The 17690-nt window shown below is 65.1% G+C and carries 16 protein-coding genes; 10 read left to right on the forward strand and 6 right to left on the reverse strand.

Annotation, left to right across the window (positions count from 1 at the left end; translation table 11 throughout):
* The first annotated feature begins 15 nt into the window (after positions 1 to 15).
* On the forward strand, positions 16 to 870 hold the full coding sequence (locus tag BKG76_RS18685) for a thioesterase family protein (RefSeq protein WP_070938915.1): 855 nt from the start codon (positions 16 to 18) through the stop codon (positions 868 to 870).
* On the opposite strand, the gene BKG76_RS18690 is transcribed toward BKG76_RS18685, so the two are convergent.
* Positions 867 to 1190 carry a branched-chain amino acid transporter permease gene (locus tag BKG76_RS18690; protein ID WP_070939363.1) on the reverse strand — a complete coding sequence of 108 codons (324 nt, stop codon included), beginning with the start codon at positions 1188 to 1190 and terminating at the stop codon, positions 867 to 869. The genes BKG76_RS18685 and BKG76_RS18690 overlap by 4 nt on opposite strands.
* On the reverse strand, positions 1183 to 1914 hold the full coding sequence (locus tag BKG76_RS18695) for an AzlC family ABC transporter permease (RefSeq protein ID WP_070938916.1): 732 nt from the start codon (positions 1912 to 1914) through the stop codon (positions 1183 to 1185). The genes BKG76_RS18690 and BKG76_RS18695 overlap by 8 nt, the downstream gene beginning before the upstream one ends.
* A 79-nt stretch (positions 1915 to 1993) precedes the next feature.
* Here BKG76_RS18695 and BKG76_RS18700 point away from each other — a divergent pair, with 79 nt between their 5' ends.
* Complete coding sequence (locus tag BKG76_RS18700) at positions 1994 to 2434, forward strand: Lrp/AsnC family transcriptional regulator (RefSeq protein ID WP_070938917.1); 441 nt, start codon at positions 1994 to 1996, stop codon at positions 2432 to 2434.
* A gap of 27 nt (positions 2435 to 2461) precedes the next feature.
* Here the strand turns inward: BKG76_RS18700 and car are convergent, their stop codons facing one another.
* The 4 genes from car to BKG76_RS18720 are packed head-to-tail and all read right to left on the reverse strand — an operon-like array spanning position 2462 to position 9631.
* Positions 2462 to 5953, reverse strand: coding sequence for a carboxylic acid reductase (gene car / locus BKG76_RS18705; RefSeq protein ID WP_070938918.1), 3492 nt, complete (start codon positions 5951 to 5953; stop codon positions 2462 to 2464).
* 36 nt (positions 5954 to 5989) lie between these two features.
* Entirely contained in the window at positions 5990 to 7234 is a 1245-nt protein-coding gene (locus tag BKG76_RS18710) for a glycosyltransferase family 4 protein (RefSeq protein ID WP_070938919.1), read from the reverse strand.
* On the reverse strand, positions 7231 to 8754 hold the full coding sequence (locus BKG76_RS18715; RefSeq protein WP_070939364.1) for a 1,4-alpha-glucan branching protein domain-containing protein: 1524 nt from the start codon (positions 8752 to 8754) through the stop codon (positions 7231 to 7233). Before BKG76_RS18715 ends, BKG76_RS18710 begins: the two co-directional genes overlap by 4 nt.
* Before the next feature lie 43 nt (positions 8755 to 8797).
* Positions 8798 to 9631 carry a class I SAM-dependent methyltransferase gene (locus BKG76_RS18720; protein ID WP_070938920.1) on the reverse strand — a complete coding sequence of 278 codons (834 nt, stop codon included), beginning with the start codon at positions 9629 to 9631 and terminating at the stop codon, positions 8798 to 8800.
* Between the two features lie 249 nt (positions 9632 to 9880).
* On the opposite strand from BKG76_RS18720, the gene BKG76_RS18725 reads away from it, so the two are divergent.
* The 8 genes from BKG76_RS18725 (at position 9881) to mnmA (ending at position 17685) form a co-directional block, all read left to right on the forward strand.
* The gene (locus BKG76_RS18725) at positions 9881 to 10672 is read left to right on the forward strand and encodes an electron transfer flavoprotein subunit beta/FixA family protein (RefSeq protein WP_070938921.1); all 792 of its coding nucleotides are present in this window, start codon (positions 9881 to 9883) and stop codon (positions 10670 to 10672) included.
* Between the two features lie 35 nt (positions 10673 to 10707).
* On the forward strand, positions 10708 to 11664 hold the full coding sequence (locus tag BKG76_RS18730) for an electron transfer flavoprotein subunit alpha/FixB family protein (RefSeq protein WP_070938922.1): 957 nt from the start codon (positions 10708 to 10710) through the stop codon (positions 11662 to 11664).
* 134 nt (positions 11665 to 11798) lie between these two features.
* Complete coding sequence (locus BKG76_RS18735) at positions 11799 to 12452, forward strand: hypothetical protein (protein ID WP_070938923.1); 654 nt, start codon at positions 11799 to 11801, stop codon at positions 12450 to 12452.
* Between the two features lie 129 nt (positions 12453 to 12581).
* Positions 12582 to 13325 carry an SDR family oxidoreductase gene (locus BKG76_RS18740; protein ID WP_070938924.1) on the forward strand — a complete coding sequence of 248 codons (744 nt, stop codon included), beginning with the start codon at positions 12582 to 12584 and terminating at the stop codon, positions 13323 to 13325.
* Between the two features lie 167 nt (positions 13326 to 13492).
* On the forward strand, positions 13493 to 14374 hold the full coding sequence (locus tag BKG76_RS18745) for a GNAT family N-acetyltransferase (protein WP_070938925.1): 882 nt from the start codon (positions 13493 to 13495) through the stop codon (positions 14372 to 14374).
* Between the two features lie 2 nt (positions 14375 to 14376).
* A complete protein-coding gene (locus BKG76_RS18750) occupies positions 14377 to 15231 on the forward strand; it encodes a lysophospholipid acyltransferase family protein (RefSeq protein WP_070938926.1) in 855 nt (284 codons plus the stop codon).
* A 199-nt stretch (positions 15232 to 15430) separates the two neighbouring features.
* Positions 15431 to 16621: a cysteine desulfurase family protein gene (locus BKG76_RS18755; RefSeq protein WP_070938927.1), complete on the forward strand. Its 1191-nt coding sequence runs from the start codon at positions 15431 to 15433 to the stop codon at positions 16619 to 16621.
* Positions 16618 to 17685: a tRNA 2-thiouridine(34) synthase MnmA gene (gene mnmA / locus BKG76_RS18760; protein ID WP_070938928.1), complete on the forward strand. Its 1068-nt coding sequence runs from the start codon at positions 16618 to 16620 to the stop codon at positions 17683 to 17685. Before BKG76_RS18755 ends, mnmA begins: the two co-directional genes overlap by 4 nt.
* The last annotated feature ends 5 nt before the right edge of the window (positions 17686 to 17690 follow it).

Consider the following 17690-nt stretch of genomic DNA (forward strand, 5'->3'; position numbering starts at 1 on the left):
CCGGAAGGAACGTCCATGACCGAAACCACCGCCGTCGACAGTCCCTTTGCGACATTGACGGCTCTGTATGACCACGGATTGGGACACCACGTTGCGGTCATCGACCCGATCTGGACCATCGGGCCGAAGGTTCACGGCGGCTGCATGATGGCGGTGTGTGCCGCCGCGGCCCGGCGCACCATGGTGAACGCGGGCGCACCAACAGCGTTACAGCCGGTGGCGGTGAGCGCCAACTACTTGTACGCGCCGGACCCGGGCGAGGTGCGCCTGGTCACGACGGTGCGCAAAAGGGGTACCCAGGTGTGCCAGGTGGACGTGCAGCTGTCACAGGACCACCGAGTCGCGGCCTCGGCGGCTGTCACCTTGGGCATGCTGGACGCCGGAGAGCCGATTCATCGAGAACCCCATGCCTTGTCCCAGATGCCCGTAGAACCTTCGGCGGAGGCGATTCGAGTGACCGCCGACCACCCGATGGGGCAGGTGGTTCATGTGGCACAGGGGTGCGATTTGCGGGTAGACCCCGCCACGGCTGTGTTCTTGAAAGGTCAGACCGGTGACCCGATTAACCGGATGTGGTTGCGCCCCTTCGAAACAGATGAGGCCGATCCGGACACCTCGCTGCTCTTCGCGCTGATGGCGGGCGATATCAGTGCGCCGGTCACGATGAACCGCGGGATGTTCGGCTGGGCACCGACCGTGCAACTCACCACCTACCTGCGCCGTCGGCCCGCTCCTGGCTGGCTACGAGTGATGGCACATGCGACGGTTCTCGGTCCGACCTGGTTCGAGGAAGATCACCTCATTCTGGACTCTGCCGGTCACGTGGTCGTGCAGAGTCGCCAACTGGCGATGATTCCGAAGGGCGCCTAAGCCAGGTTGGTGATGAGTAAGCATGCGAGAGTGCCGACCACGATACTGAGCACCGCGTTGCGTCGCCAGATATGTACGCCCACCGTCATTACCACCCCGACGATGGGTCCGGCACCGTGCGTCGGCCCGGCGATGTTGATGGTCGACAGGCAATACACCGCGAGAATGGCGGTGGCGCCCAGCGGTATCCAGCGCCCCAGGTCGGCGGCCAGCTTGCTGTTCTTGATCGCATTGCGGGCGGCGAACGGTATGGCGCGCAATGCGAACGTGACCGCTACGGCAGACGTCAAAGCCGCTGCGATATAGGCGGGTTCAGGCATGGACGGGCCGGCCTTTCGCACGGGAACCACGGGTGAGGTGGTATCGGGCAATCAGCGCCGCCGTGTAGCAACACATGGCCACGAGCACCATCGCGCCCGGCGCAATCACCAGCGCTGCGAGTGCCGCGGTCACGGCGAGTGCCACGCACGGGATATCGGGGCGGGAACGGTAGGTATCAAGGGTGAGCACCAAGAACATCGCGATGAGTACGAAGTCCAGCCCTTTGAGTCCGCTGAGGACGGAGGCTCCGGCAAGACCGCCCGCAGTTGCCCCCGCAACCCATGAGAGGTGTAGTCCGCATTGGGTCCACAGGATCCGGCGTGAGTTCAAGGCCCGGCTGCCCAGCGCGGTGATCAGCGCATACGCCTCGTCGCACAGTGCGAACATGCTGTAGGACTTGCCGATTCGTCCGTTGACCTGGTCGAGGGGGAAAGACATTCCGTAGAACAGATGGCGGGAGTTGACGAGGAAGGTGGTCAGTGCGATCGCAGGCACCGAGGCGCCGGCCGACAGCATGCCGATCAAGATGAACTCGACCGAGCCGGCGAACAACACCCCGGAGATGATCGGCGCAAGCCACCACGGGAGTCCGTGTGCGGTGAGAACGACACCCAGTCCGATGCCGAGGGCAAACAATCCCGTCCAGACCACGCCTGCGTGGCCCGCGGCTTTGGCCAGCTCACCCCGCTGACGGGGCTTCGTGGCAAGGCTTCCGTGAGTCATGGAGCAATCATAGGGAGATAAGCGCGCATGATGCTTGTCAATATTGCTGATTAGACGCACTGAGTGGCAATATAAATGCATGGATCATCTTGATCGCGCAATAATCGATCAACTGCAGGTTCAGGGCCGGTTGACGAACCAGGAGTTGGCGGACCGGGTGGGCCTTACTCCGGCGCCGTGTCTGCGCCGGGTGCGCCGATTGGAGGCCGAGGGTGTCATTACCGGCTACACCGCTCTGGTGAATCCAGCGGCGCTCGGGCGCGACTTCGAGGTGATCATTTACGCGGATCTCGTCGCCAAGGACCTCGCCACGGTCGCGTCATTCGAGGAGCGTCTTGTCGCCATGGATGAAGTCGCCGAACTCCGGCGCATGTTCGGTATTCCTGACTACTTCATCCGGGTGCAGACGGCCGACCTCGCCGCCTATGAGCAGTGGTTGAGTATCAAGCTCATGGGTGACCCTGCCATCGCGCGTGTCGACTCGCGGCTCACGATGAAACTGCTCAAGTCGCGCCGCTGAGGGGAGTGAAGCCTGAGCCCCTTGCGGTTACAGGAGCCCGTGGGCCCGTAAATCGGATATGTACTTGGCGATCAACGCGCGATCGATCTGCGGAATGTCGGCGCTGTCGCCACCGATGTTGTTTTCCTGCACGGCTTTCCGGAACACGCTGGTAGGTGCGGTGGCGCCACGGCGAGGATTGCCCGGTACCCGGTAGGCATCCAGGAGCGGAAGCACCGAGGCGCGCCTCAGCTCGTCCGGCAGCCCGCGCAACGCCGTCTCGAATCGGGACAGCCATTCGTGGTAATCGTCGATGATGTCGATGGAATGCCCATCTTCCACCAGCCAGTCGACGAAGGTGTCCACGGAAATGCCGTCATCGTGAGGATTCATCACGTCGTATGACCAGAATCCCTCGGTGGTGGACAGGCCGAGGCTGGTAATGGCCTCCGTGACGAAATCGACTGGCAGCCCCTCGTAATGGGCACGCGGCCGAGAACCGCTGCCGTCGCCCTGATAGAAGCTCCGCGGCGCGATACCGGTGAGGACCAGGCTGAGCAGCATGCGCGTGAAGGCGTCGGTGACATTGAGCTGACCGCTATAGCGGCGGTGCGTGAGAATCATGTCGGAGCGGAAGACGCTGGCCGGCAGGCCGCACAGATCATGCGCCTCCCGCAGCAGCACCTCACCGGCCCACTTGCTGTTGGCATATCCGTTGGCGTAGCCCGTGTCGATGTGCCGGGTGGGGCTCACCGTGCGGATATCGCCGTCCTCATCGAAATCGGGCACCGTCATGGCGACGGCCATCGTCGAAAGATAGGTGACTGGCTTCATCCGCGCGGTCAGCGCCAGGCGGATAATCTCTGCCGTGCCAAAGACGTTGGGTCCGAACAGCTGGTTGTAGGGCAACACGTGATTCACCAGCGCGGCCGGATGGACGATCTTGTCGACATCGTGAGCCAGCTGCTCCCACGTGGCGTCGTCCACACCGAAGCGCGGCTCGGCGATGTCGGCGGCAATCACTCGCAGATGGCGCCGGGCCAAGGCGCGGAACTCGTCCAGTAGCGCTTGATCGGTTTCGCCGTACGCGGCTTCAAGACGGGCCAACGCCTCCTCGTCATTGTCGCCGCGCACTAGGCATATCAGCTGTCCATCCGTCCGCGTCAGACGTTGCAGCCACTCCAGGCAGAGGAATCTTCCCAGGTACCCGTTGGCGCCGGTGAGTAAGACGGTGTTGACGGCGCTCACGGGCGGATCCAGTTCCGCAGCCTTGCGGAGTGTTTCGGCATCGATGAACTTGTCGAGCGTGAGCTCTGCCGCGTTGATGACAGATGCGCCCGCCCCGTGCACACTGGCGGCGGTGGCCGTACTGCTCTCGCGCTCGTGCTCGATGTAGAGGGCGAGCTTGCGCAGATCGGCCGCGGGACCGGTGATCACGCCGACGGGAACCTCGACATCGAAGAGATCCCGGAGGAGATTGGAAAACGTCAACGCGGACAGTGAATCCCCGCCGAGGTCGATGAAATGGTGCTCCGGGCGGACCGCGTCCGCGGACATGCCGAGGAGGGCCTGCGCGGCCTCGGTGACGGTATCGATGACCGGGCGTTGTTGCGCCGTGTCGCGTAGTTGCCGTAGCTCTTGGACACGGGCCTCGGCGAGATCGACATAGAGTTGCTCAAGCCGGTCACCATAGTGCTCAATCATCTTGGGGCGTATGGGCTTACCGACCGCCGCGAGCATCCCGCTCTCGATGGTGAACGGGGTGGTCTCGATGATCAAATCGGCCGGTAGTTCATACGAATGCAAGTGGTTGGCGCGTGCGGTCCGCTGCAGTGATTCCCGGATTGAATTCTTCAACTCGGCGGGATCTGGGTGAACACGCAAGGCTTCTTCGGTAGGCACCACCACCGCGAGCAGGTACGAGCGTTCACTGTTGCCGTAGACGAAGATCTGGCGCACCAGCGGCGCGCCGACGTATACCGTCTCCAGGTTCGCGACCGCGACGAACTCGCCCTGGGCGAGCTTGATGACGTTGTTGCGCCTGTCCACGTACACCAGCTGATCTGGCGCGACCTCCGCCATGACATCGCCGGTTCGGTAGTAACCGTCGGCGTCGAACACCTCGGCGGTGACATCGGGGCGCTTGTAATACCCGGGGGTTGCCGTGGCGCTCTTGACCAGCAATTCGCCACGGGGATGCGGCTTGTCGGTGGTGTAATACCCGAGTTCGGGAACATCGACGAGCCTGTAGTCGAGCACCGGCGGTCGGGAGATCTTGCCATCCCGGAAGACACCGCCGACCTCCGTCAGGCCGTAGAGGTCAAGCAGGTGGAAGCTTAGCGAGGATTCCAGGAAGGTCTTCATCTCGGGCGACAGTGGCGCCGTCGCGAGCATCCCGGCGATTACCCGTCCACCCAGGACATCTTCGCGCAGTTCGGTTTTGGCCAACCGATCGGCGGTGTCGGCGTCGGCTCCATCGGCTACGAGTGCGTCCACCCGCGTCTGGTAGTGCTGGAAAAGCATGTCGACCACTCGGGGAACCACGCCCATGTGAGTGGGACGTGCCAGCTGCCAATCCTCGAAGAGCGTGGACAGATCGCTCTCGGGGACGAAGTAGCAGGTGCCACCGGGGATGAAGGCCGTCAGTAGCCCCACCCGGCCGGCCAGGTGGTTGAGCGGCAGGAAGTTGACGTTGATGATCGGGGTGTCCCGGTTGGGTGCGGCACCCGAGGACCAGAAGCGGGTGACCGTCCACTCCGTGAACATCGCCCCCTTGGGGGCGCCGGTGCTCCCGGAGGTGTACATGATCAGCGCTGTGCTCTGATCGTCGCCGTCGGTGTGCAGCGCGGGCTCGGGCAGATCCCGGCCCTTCGCGATGACCTCCGCGAGCGGCTCCACGACCACGTGCATGCCGGCCGCCTGCAGGCGTTCCTTTGCGGCAATGAGCTTTTCGCGATGATCATCGGTTTCGGAGCGGTAGTCGAACACCACCACCCGCCGTAGATCGGGCAACCCGATCGCGGCCTCCACCGCGAGATCGAGACTGTCGGCGCTTGCCGCCACCAATCGTGGGCTGGTTTCCTCCAGCATCATGCGCAGCTGGGTTGCCGATGTGTTGTGTTGCAACGGAATCGATACCGACCCATTCATCAGCGTGGCCAGGTCGAGGGTGACGTAGTCGGGACTGGAGAAGCCAATGGTGGCGACGAAGTCGCCGGCCCCGATGGCATTCTCGCCGTGCTGCCACTCGGCGAGAATGGCCGAGATGTCGGCGAGGAGTTGCCCGTAGGTGATGGTTTCGAAGGCCGGGAGGAGGCGGTCGACCGTGCGCCCGGTGGTGGGGTCGACCACCGACTCACGAGACCGGAAGCCCATGACCGGACGATCCGCGTAACCGGTCAGCAGAGCATGGAGCACCTGCGACAAACGCAAGCCGGGCGCGAGCAGGGAGTCCATCACCTCCGCGTCGGGCATGGCGGCCCGGAACTGGGGGTCGGACTCGAACAGTTCAGCAGCGCGAGCCGCCGCACCAGCCGTCATCTGCGGCTCACTTTCTGTTGCTTGCGGATGGCTGGTTTACCTGTCCGGCAGTGGGCGCTCGACGATGACGCTGCGGCCCAGGGGCTCTCGCTCGCGGCGCTTGGCTGCCAAGTACACCTGTGCGGTTTCATCGGCGACGGTGGCCCAGTCGAAGTCCGCGGTGAGCCGGGCCCGCGCTGCGACGGCGCGCTCGGCAGCGGCGGCGGGGTCGTCAAGGGTGCGCTTGACCGCATCGGCGATTCCCGCCACATCGCGTGGTGCGAAGGACAATCCGGTCTCACCGTCGATGACGGCCTCGCCGAGGCCACCAACGGTGGAGGTCACCAGGGGGGTGCCCGCAGCCGCGGCTTCCAGGGCCACGATGCCGAACGGCTCGTAGTGGCTGGGCAGCAGGATGGCGTCGGCGCGATGCAGCCACGCCAACAACCCCTCATGATCCAGGTTGCCGAGGAACTGGACGGACTTGAGGACCTTGTGCTTGCGTGCCTGTTCGAGCAGCCAATCCTGTTGCGTGCCATCACCGGCCACCGCCAGCACCGTTCCGGGGTGTGCCCGACGGATCTTGGGCAGGGCCGCGATGGCGTCGTGGATGCCCTTCTCGTATTCGAGTCGTCCCACGAAAAGTACCACCGGCGGAGTGTCGTCTGCGGGCAGTCGGGGAGCGAATACCCAACGGGTGACATCGATTCCGTTGCGGATGACGTGCACCTGCGGCAGTTCCGGCCCAAATAGTTGGGTCACCTCGTCCAGCATCGACGCGGAGCAGGTGATCAGCGAGTCCGATTCGCGAGCCAGCCACCATTCCACCGAATGCACCTGTCGGCTGATGCGCCCCGACACCCAGCCGCTGTGCCGGCCGGCCTCGGTGGCGTGCAGCGTCGATACCAGCGGCACATCGAAATGCTCGGCGAGGGCGATCGCCGGGTGGGCCACCAGCCAATCGTGGGCATGGACCACATCGGGACGCCAATCGCCAGATCCCTTGAGGCCCAACGCCAATCCCGCACGAACCATGGCATGTCCCATGGCCAGCGTCCAGGCCATCATGTCGGTGCCGAAGTCGAAATCGTGTGGATCCTCGGCAGCCGCGACCACCCGGACACCTTCGGAGATCTCGTCGGATGTCGGGTGGCTGGCCGGGTCGGTGCCCGACGGGTGCCGGGTAAGCACGACGACGTCGTGCCCGGCGGCGGCCAGTTCGGTGGACAGGTGATGCACATGGCGGCCCAGCCCGCCGATCACCACCGGCGGGTACTCCCAGGAGACCATCAAGATTCTCATCGCGGAAGCCTCCTGGCATCGAGCGCGCCGAACAGTCCGTCCGCGCGGTTCCAACCGTCCGCCAGCCGAGTTGCCGCGTCGTGGCGTCCGCTGGCCAGTGCGGCGGCGATCTCGCGGGTGGCGTGGGCGTGCAGGTGAGCGCGGTAGCGCGCGTAGTCGGCGGCCGAATCCTTGCTGACCATGAACGGCCAGTCGCTGGATACGGTCAACAGTGCCTCGCGCAGGATCTGATCTGCCACCCGATTGCGGGTATGCGGCGCCGGTTGTTCGTTCAGTGCCTTGTCCACCGCGGTGAGAGCGGTATCGACCACCTCGGTGTTCAGCTGCACCAGATCAGCGACCTTCTCGCCGTTCCACACGTGCCAGTCCTTGCCGGAACCCCATGAGCTGGCCGGCAAGTCGAAGGGCTTGCCCACGAAACCCCGCTCGCGGGCCTGTTCCAGCGTGCCGACCTGTACGCCGGCTTCCGGCAGTGCGCGCAGCACGCGTTCGAGCCAGGTAGGCCCTTCGTACCACCAGTGGCCGTACAGCTCGGTGTCGAATGCGGCGATGACATGCGCGGGGCGGCCGATCCGGTCGGACTCGTCGATCAGGCGCTGACGGACGGTCTCGACGAAATCGCGGACATGGACATCGATGGCGGCATCGGCGCGCTCGGGATCGTATGGCGCCTTCGATTCGGACGGCACATTGCGCCCCGTGACGCGGGCCGGCTTGAGACCGGTGTCATGGTCGTAGGTGTGGAAGTCGCGGTACGCGGCATTGCCGGGATACCCGGACTTCGGTGACCACACGCGATAACTCACCGTCAGGTCGCGGCCGAAGGCAACCACGTCGGAGTCGCCCACCGGGCGGCCCAGTGACGTATCACCTTGCAGGGACGGGCCATCCACCATGAAGTGCTTGACGCCCGCCGCCGCGTAACCTTCCTCCATGCCCGGGGCATACGCGCATTCCGGTGCCCAGATGCCGGTCGGGGCATGCCCGAAACGTTGTGCGGCATCGGCCAGCCCCTCACGCAGCGCGAATTCGCGCAGCCGGGGGTGCAGCAGCGGTTGGAACGGGTGAGCGAGCGGGCCGCCCAGCAGCTCAATGGCGTTTGCATCGATGAGACTGCGCAGTGGGCCGCTGCCGCCGTGACGCCAGTACACGTCGAATTCGTTGAGGGCGTCTGTCGCGGTTCGGTGTTCGCGAACCCCGAAAGCCCGCAACATTTCCGGGCTCGATGCGGTGCCCGGCTCGGCATCAGTGCTGGCGATGGTGGCAGCCTCGAACGCGCGCAGCTGCCAGTTGGCCAGCCAGCTATGCAGTCCGGTGAGGCAGTGCGGATCATCCAGTTGCGCGGCCACCACCGGGGTGATGCCCAGGGTGATCAGATTTTCCCGGCCTTCGGCGGCCAGTGTCCGCAGCACCTTGAACAGCGGCAGATACGCGGCCGACCAGGACTGGTACAGCCATTCCTCGCCCACCGGCCAGCGTCCGTGGTTGGCGAGCCACGGCAGGTGCGTATGCAGCACCATGGTGAAGAGCCCCGGTACGGGCTTCGTGTATTCCGTCACTCGGTCACCGGCTATCACCGGGAATCGTGGCAATGGACACCAGATCCAGGCTTTGGTCGATATCGCGTTCCGTCGCGTCGACAATCTCGAAATCGGCGGTGGTCAAACCCGCGATGTCCGCCAGCAGGTCCGCCGGCCACGGAGCGCCCGCGACCGCGCGCTCGATCTGTGCGTCGATGATGGAACCGCCGTACTTCGCGTCCAGCTCACGCAGCCGTGGTCCGTGAAACACGCCATTCATCGACTGCACCGAAAAACCGTTCTCCTCAAGGAGTTCGGTGAGCTCGGCGCCATTGAGCTCGCGCGTGTGGAACGGATTGAGTGGGGTATCGCGGCCGGGGGAGAAGGTGATCCGATTCGGGGTACTGATCAGCAGCGAGCCACCGGGGCTCAGCACCCGAGCGCACTCACGGATGAACTGACCCTGATCCCACAGGTGTTCGATCACCTGGAAGTTCACCACCACGTCCACCGAACCGTCGGCGAGCGGAAGGTCCGCGAGGTTCCCGGCGCGCATATCCACGCGGGGGTAGCGAGCTTTCACATGCGCGATCGCGGACTCGTCGTAGTCCAGTCCGATGACATGTTCGGCCACCTGGGCCAGCATGTCGGCGCCGTAACCCTCGCCGCTGCCGGCCTCCAGCACCCTGCGGCCCGCGCAGAGGCTGCGGAGCCGTTCGTAGACGACCTCGTGGCGGCGGAACCAGTAGTTTTCCTCGGCGATGCCGGGCACGGTCCGCTCCCCGGTCAGCGCCAGGGTGGCGTCCGGATCGCCGGCTGATGGGCCGCTTGCGCGAAGAGGATCAGCCGGGTGCGGGTCGGTCAGGTGCGAGTTCATTGTTTGGCAGGCTATCGGGTGAACACCGTGTCTTAATACTGGTGGCCCAGATCACAGGCCGGAAACCAGGAGTGAACCGGTTATGGTGTACGGGCGAACTCCGTATGTTACCCGTGAGTAATAAGATCAGCCGGATTAGTCACGAAAATGTGACAGTGCGACCGGCCGACGTGGGTCCGCGGGGAAGCACAGAGCAGATGGCCAGCACACCGCTGGCAGACAGCGAAGAGGAAGGACGATCGGAGACTTATGACGAACATCGCGGTCCTGATCAAGCAGGTCCCAGATACCTGGTCAGAGCGCAAGCTCACCGACGGTGACTTCACGCTCGACCGGGAAGCCGCCGACGCGGTGCTGGACGAGATCAACGAGCGTGCCGTCGAGGAAGCACTGCTCATCAAGGAGCGCGAGGGCGGCGACTCGGTCGTGACCGTGGTCTCGGCTGGTCCCGAGAAGGCCAGCGAGGCCATCCGCAAGGCTCTGTCGATGGGTGCCGACAAGGCAGTTCACCTGCTCGACCCGGGCCTGCACGGATCCGACGCCATCCAGACCGGCTGGGCCCTGGCCCGCGCGTTGGGTCAGGTTGAGGGCGTCGAGCTGGTCATCGCCGGTAACGAGGCCACTGACGGCCGTTCCGGTGCCATCCCCGCGATCATCGCCGAGTACCTGGGCCTGCCCCAGCTGACTCACCTGCGCAAGCTGACCGTCGAAGGTGGCGTCGTCAAGGGTGAGCGCGAGACCGACGAGGGCGTGTTCGAGGTCGAGGCCACCCTGCCGGCCATCGTCAGCGTCACCGAGAAGATCAACGAGCCTCGCTTCCCGTCCTTCAAGGGCATCATGGCCGCGAAGAAGAAGGAAGTCGCCGTGCTGACCCTCGCCGAGATCGGTGTGGATGCCGACGAGGTAGGTGTCGCGAACGCCGGTTCCACCGTGCTGTCCTCGACCCCCAAGGCCTCCAAGACCGCGGGCGAGAAGATCACCGACGAGGGCGAAGGCGGCACCAAGGTCGCCGAGTTCCTGGTTGCGCAAAAGATCATCTAGTCGACCCCCTAATACAGAAACGAGAAAGCAAAGTTATGGCTGAAGTACTTGTGCTCGTTGAGCATTCTGAGGGTGCGCTGAAGAAGGTGAGCGCCGAGCTCATCACCGCCGCCCGCGTCCTGGGCGAGCCCTCGGCCGTCGTTGCCGGCCCCGCCGGCACCGCCGCGCCGCTGATCGACGGCCTCAAGGAAGCCGGCGCCGCCAAGATCTACGTCGCCGAGTCCGACGTGGTCGACAGCTACCTGGTGACCCCGAAGGTGGACATTCTCGCCAGCCTGGCGGAATCGGCCAGCCCCGCCGGCATCCTGATCGCCGCCACCACCGAGGGCAAGGAGGTGGCCGGACGTCTGGCCGCACGCCTGGGCTCGGGTCTGCTGACCGACGTGGTCGAGGTCCGTGAGGGTGGCAAGGGTCTGCACTCGATCTTCGGTGGCGCGTTCACCGTCGAGGCACAGGCCAATGGCGACGCCCCGGTCTTCACCGTGCGTCCTGGTGCAGTCGAGGCCGCGCCGGCCGCCGGTGCCGGCGAGCAGGTCACCGTCGAGGTGCCCGCGCCCGCCGAGAACGCCACCAAGGTCACCTCGCGCCAGCCTGTGGTCGGTGGCGATCGTCCGGAGCTCACCGAGGCCAGCATCGTCGTGTCCGGCGGTCGTGGTGTCGGTAGCGCCGACAAGTTCAGCGTCGTGGAGGCCCTCGCCGATTCGCTCGGCGCCGCCGTCGGTGCCTCGCGTGCCGCGGTCGACTCGGGCTACTACCCGGGTCAGTTCCAGGTGGGCCAGACCGGTAAGACCGTGTCGCCGCAGCTGTACATCGCTCTGGGTATCTCCGGTGCCATCCAGCACCGCGCCGGTATGCAGACGTCGAAGACCATCGTCGCGGTCAACAAGGACGAGGAAGCTCCCATCTTCGAGATCGCCGACTTCGGTGTGGTGGGCGACCTGTTCAACGTTGCACCGCAGCTCACCGACGCCGTGAAGGCTCGTAAGGGCTAAGTAGCCCTGATATGGAGCCTTGGAGCCACCCCGAGGGCGACATCCAACCCCGGGGGGCGGCTTACGGTACGCCACTGGACTATCCAGAGCCTCGACCACCGCGTCGAGCGCCCTGGATAGTCCTTTCGGCGTTTATGGGGATTCTCGTCCTGGGGCTCGTTGTCGCGGTCGTCATCGTCGGATCCCAGCGCAGCATCACGGGTATCGCCGTCATGTCACCCGGAGAGTCCCCGCTGGCGCCCAGCCGCGCGACGATGCCCCCAGGGGCGACTCCGGGGGTGATTCCACCCCCTAACGGGTCGACGGGGTCGCTGGGTGGCCCGACATACAGTCCGGGCGAAAAGCTTGTGCCTATCTCGATGCCCACCTACCTGCCGTTCGATTTCAACCTCCCGGACGGGTGGGGATGCACGCACACGGAGAACAAACCGTTGGACAAGCGCATCACCTGCATGGACGAGATCACCACGCGCGGAGCAGCCGGCTGGATAGGGTCCAGTCGGTGTGCCGACGGGTGCGCGCGGCCGGCGCAGGACAAGGTGCGCGCAAAGCTGCCTGTCGACGCTCAATTCTGGAAGCCTGTCGACGATGTCACGGCGTACGCCCGGGTGACGGGCACTCTCGGGAACGGCATGCGCGTGGTTCGGATCGCGATGACGTGTTCCTTCGCGTCTACCTCCGGCGCGTCCCGCGATACGTTGGCGGTGGCCATGCTCACCGGCCCGCCTGAAACCGAGAACACCCTGCAGAAGATCGCGAACGAACTACGTTCACGAGTTCCGGCGTAGCCCGCCTTCCTGAGATGCCTCTGCTGCGCCGTCAGTGCGTCGGTCGAGACGGCAGTGAAATGACGGAACGTTTCCGAATTCGGCGTCGAGCTGCGACCGTGTATGCGTGACGAGAAAGGTAATCGCACAATGAAAATCACAGTTGTGGGTGCCACCGGCCAAATCGGTTCCCGGGTGGCTTCTTTGCTCACCGCCGACGGTCATGAAGTGGTGTCGGCGTCGTTGTCCTCTGGCGCGAATGTGTTGACCGGTGACGGTCTGGTGGAGGCGCTCACCGGATCGAATGTGGTTATCGACGTGGTCAATTCTCCCTCGTTCGAGGACGGACCCGTGATGGATTTCTTCACTGCCGCGGCACGCAATCTCATTGATGCGGCGAACCAGACTGGCGTCGGCCACTACGTCGCACTTTCCATTGTCGGTGCGGATGGCCTGCCGGACAGCGGGTATATGAGGGCGAAAGTGGCGCAGGAGAACATCATTACCGAATCCGGATTGCCGTACACCATCGTGCGGGCCACTCAGTTCCAGGAGTTCGCAGAGTCCATCACCGACACACTCGTCGTCGGCGACGAGGTTCGTGTACCTGATGCCAGAATTCAGCTGATTGCCGCAGACGACGTGTCCGCACAGGTGGCTCAGGCCGGGGAGGCGGAACCGCGCAATGGCATCATCAATATCGGCGGCCCAGAAAAGTTTTCGTTCGCCGAGATGGCACAGGCGGTGCTTGACGCACGTGGTGACGACAAGACGGTGGTGGTCGACCCAGGCGCCACCTATTTCGGGACACCCGTGGATGGCTTCAGCCTGGTCACCGGTGATGACGGGGTGCTGACGCAGACGAGATTCGCCGATTGGATCGCCCGGCGATGACCTGCGAGCGAGTGTCTACGTAGCGTCTGTTAGCTCCGCGTTTGCTTTAGCGATTTACTTCCGCAAGCACGCATTTGGCGTACTGAACGCCGCAATTAACTGATCGTGCATGGACACGACACGCTTCCGATGCCGTTCCGCCGCATAACTCCGCGAATCTCGCAGTCATGAGTACCGCGTCAGTTCTCATCGCCGCAGATCAGTCCATGCCAGAGGTAGCGGGGAAAAACGGGGAAGCTCCGCTGGGCCCCCAGTACACCCTGCTGCTGTCGAACGATCCCGCCGATATCGATGCCGTGCAACGGCTTCGATACGACGTGTTCAGCAGCGAGCCTGGGTTCCAGCTCGCCAGTACGCCGGAAGCGTTCGAGGGACGCGATGCCGACCGTTTCGATGAGCACTGCGATCACCTGCTGGTACGCGAGGACACCTCGGGTGACGTGGTGGGCTGCTACCGGATGCTTCCTCCGCCCGGCGCTATCGCGGCCGGAGGGCTTTACAGCGCAACGGAATTCGATATCAGCGGACTGGACGCGCTGCGTCCTCAGCTGGTGGAGATGGGTCGCGCCGTGGTGCGGGGCGATCACCGCAACGGTGCGGTGGTGCTCTTGATGTGGGCGGGAATCCTGGCTTACCTCGATCGCTGTGACTACACCTACGTCACCGGATGCGTGTCGGTTCCGATGCAGGACGGTCCCGAACATGCGCCCGGTAGCCAGGTGCGTGCCGTGCGTGACTTCGTGATGAAGCGGCATGCCGCGGCCCCGGAGTACACGGTGCGTCCGTACAACCCGGTCGTTGTCGACGGGATGGGCCTCGACGACATCGCCCCGCCCGCCAAGGTGCAGGTTCCCGCGTTGATGCGCGGATATCTGCGGCTCGGCGCCAAGGTCCTCGGCGAGCCCGCACACGATCCTGATTTCGGCGTGGCCGACTTCATGGCGCTGCTCAACAAGGACGAAGCCGACGTGCGGTATCTCAAGCGGCTGAGATCGGTTGGTGCGGCCTCCGAAATCGGCACTGCAGCGGTGTCCTCGGAATCGGAATAACGATGGCACCCGAATACGCTCACGCCTGGTTGCCCAAGGCAACCTGTGACGACAGCTGCATGCGGGCCAATCCCATCGACGAACCCGGACCGGTAACGCGGACCGTCCGGACCACGACGCGTATTGCCATGGCGATCACGTTGTTGACACTCGCGCCACTGCTCGGGATCCCGCTTCCCGGGCGGGTGCGTTGGCAGCGCGGTTACTGCCGGCTGATGCTGCGCTGCCTTGGCGTACGCATCTCGGTCTCAGGCGGGCCGATTCGCGATATTCGGGGTTCTCTCGTGGTGGCGGGTCACGTGTCCTGGGTCGACGTCTTCGCCATCGGTGCGGTTCTTCCGGGCTCGTTCGTCGCCCGGGCGGATCTGATCGATTGGCCCGGTCTGGGTGTCATCGCCCGGATGATGCGGGTCATTCCGATCGAACGAGGAAATCTGCGGACGCTGCCCCGGGTGGTGGACACCGTTGCCTCGCGGCTGAAGACCGGTCAGACGGTGGTGGCATTCCCGGAGGGCACGACCTGGTGCGGTCGCGCGTACGGATCATTTCGTCCGGCCATGTTCCAGGCGGCCATCGATGCACAGCGACCGGTGCAGCCGCTACGGCTCACGTACCACCATCGCGGTGGGGAGCTCTCGACCGTGCCGGCCTACGTCGGTGAGGACACCCTGATGGCGTCCATTCGCCGGATCACCGCGACGCGGATGACGGTGGCGCATATTCAGGTGGCCGGGTTGCAATTGCCCGGTGAGAGCCGCCGTGACCTGGCGGCCCGCTGTGAGGCCGCCGTGCGCGCCGGAGACCTCACGCCCCAATTCCACAGCCACCCCGAGCACCCGGAGCCGATCGCAGCCTGATCGGCAGCCACCGGGTGCGTCAGGGCGAATGCCAAGATGCCCGGCTACGAGCGACAACGCGGATTCGCGGGACAGTGTGTCGCTCAGAGGCGGGCGGCCGGACGGTAGTCTGCAGCGGCGGGTCGGTAGCGACAGGGCGAAGATGCTCGCCTCCGTCGAATCTGACCACGGGGTACCCGCCCGCTATCCTGGATGCGTTATGCCCCGATCGGTCTACTTGGACCATGCCGCCACCACCCCGATGCGCCCCGCTGCCATCGAGGCGATGGCTGCCACCATGGCGCAGACCGGGAACGCCGCCTCGTTGCACGGCTCCGGGCGCGATGCGCGCCGGCGGGTAGAGGAATCGCGTGAGTCGATCGCCGCGGCACTGGGGGCCCGCCCCTCGGAAGTGATCTTCACCGCCGGCGGAACCGAGAGCGACAATCTCGCCGTCAAGGGCATCTACTGGGCACGACGCGACGCCGACGCGCGGCGCATGCGCATCATTTCCAGCGCCGTAGAGCACCACGCCGTGTTGGACGCCGTGCAGTGGCTCGCCGACCACGAGGGCGCCGAGGTGACGTGGCTGCCGGTCGACGATGCAGGCACCGTGACGCCCGGCGCACTGCGCGCAGCCCTTGCCGAGCATGACGACGTCGCACTCATCACGGTGATGTGGGCCAACAACGAGGTCGGCACCATCAACCCGATTTGCGAATTGGCTTCCATCGCTGCTGAGTTCGACATCCCCATGCACAGCGATGCTATCGGTGCGGTCGGCCAGCTCGACGTCGACTTCGCGGTGAGCGGACTGTCGGCGATGAGTGTGGCAGCGCACAAGTTCGGCGGCCCGATGGGTGTGGGCGCTCTGCTGCTGCGGCGTGAAACCGCCTGTGTTCCATTGCTTCACGGGGGCGGACACGAGCGCGACATTCGATCGGGCACGCCCGACACCGCCGCCATCGTGGCGATGTCGACAGCACTCGTCGCGGCCGTCGCGGAACGGTGTGAGGGATCGGCCGCGCTGGCGACACTGCGGGATGCCCTGATCGATCAGGTGTTGACGCAGATCGAGGGTTCCACCCTCAACGGTGCGTCCGGCTGCGGCAGACTGCCCGGGAACGCACATTTCACCTTTGCCGGATGCGAGGGTGACTCCCTGCTGATGTTGTTGGATGCCAACGGCATCGAGTGTTCCACCGGCTCGGCGTGTACGGCGGGTGTGGCGCGTCCCTCGCATGTGCTCATCGAAATGGGAATCGACCCCGAAGCTGCCCGCGGCTCGCTGCGCTTCACCTTCGGCCACACCTCGGTGGCATCGGATGTGGATCGTGCGCTTGAGGCCTTGCATGCCGCCGTTCCTCGGGCCCGGGCCGCTGCCCTGGCCAGCGCAGGGGGCCGGTCATGAGAGTGCTCGCCGCCATGAGCGGAGGAGTGGACTCCTCGGTCGCCGCCGCCCGCATGGTGGACGCCGGGCACGATGTGGTGGGCGTGCACCTGGCGTTGTCGGCCGCGCCGGGCACCCTGCGCACCGGATCCCGGGGATGCTGTTCGAAAGAGGATGCGGCTGATGCGCGCCGCGTCGCCGACATGCTCGGAATTCCTTTCTACGTATGGGATTTCGCCGATCGATTCAAAGAGGATGTCATCGACGACTTCGTCGAGGCATATGCCGAGGGCCGTACCCCGAATCCGTGCGTGAAGTGCAACGAGAAGATCAAGTTCGCGGCACTGGCCGATCGGGCCATCGCCCTGGGCTTCGACGCGGTGGCCACCGGTCACTACGCGCGCCTGCAGGACGGCCGGCTGCGTCGCGCGGTCGACGCGGACAAGGACCAGTCGTATGTGCTCGGGGTGCTGACACCGGAACAGCTGAGCCGGGCGCTGTTCCCGGTCGGGGACAGCCCCAAGCCCGACATTCGGGCGGAGGCCGAGCAGCGTGGGCTACTCGTGGCGAACAAGCCCGACAGCCATGACATCTGCTTCATCCCATCCGGAGACACGCAGGCGTTCCTGGGCGCGCGCATCGGTGTGCGCCGCGGGAATGTGGTGGATGCCGACGGCAGTGTGCTGGCCACCCATGCGGGCGTGCATGAGTTCACCATCGGTCAGCGCAAGGGGCTGGGGCTGATGGGTCCGGCCGCGGACGGCCGTCCCCGGTACGTCACGTCGATCGACGCCGATACGGCCACCGTACGCGTGGGAACCGTTGAGGACCTTGAGATCTGGGAGTTCGGGGGAGAGCCGGTGGTGTGGACTTCCGGCCAGGTTCCGGCCGAGCCCATCGAATGCCAGGTTCAGGTACGCGCGCACGGATCGGTGGTCGACGCGGTGGTAGATCCCGAGGCCGACCGGATTCAGGTTCGGCTGCGCACGGCCCTGCGGGGCGTTGCTCCCGGGCAGACGGTCGTGCTGTATCGGCCCGATACCGAGGGCGACGAGGTGCTCGGCAGCGCCATCATCACGCGGTAGTTCAG

It is taken from the genome of Mycobacteroides franklinii (genome assembly GCF_001853795.1).
In the GTDB taxonomy this organism is placed as follows: Bacteria; Actinomycetota; Actinomycetes; order Mycobacteriales; family Mycobacteriaceae; genus Mycobacterium; species Mycobacterium franklinii.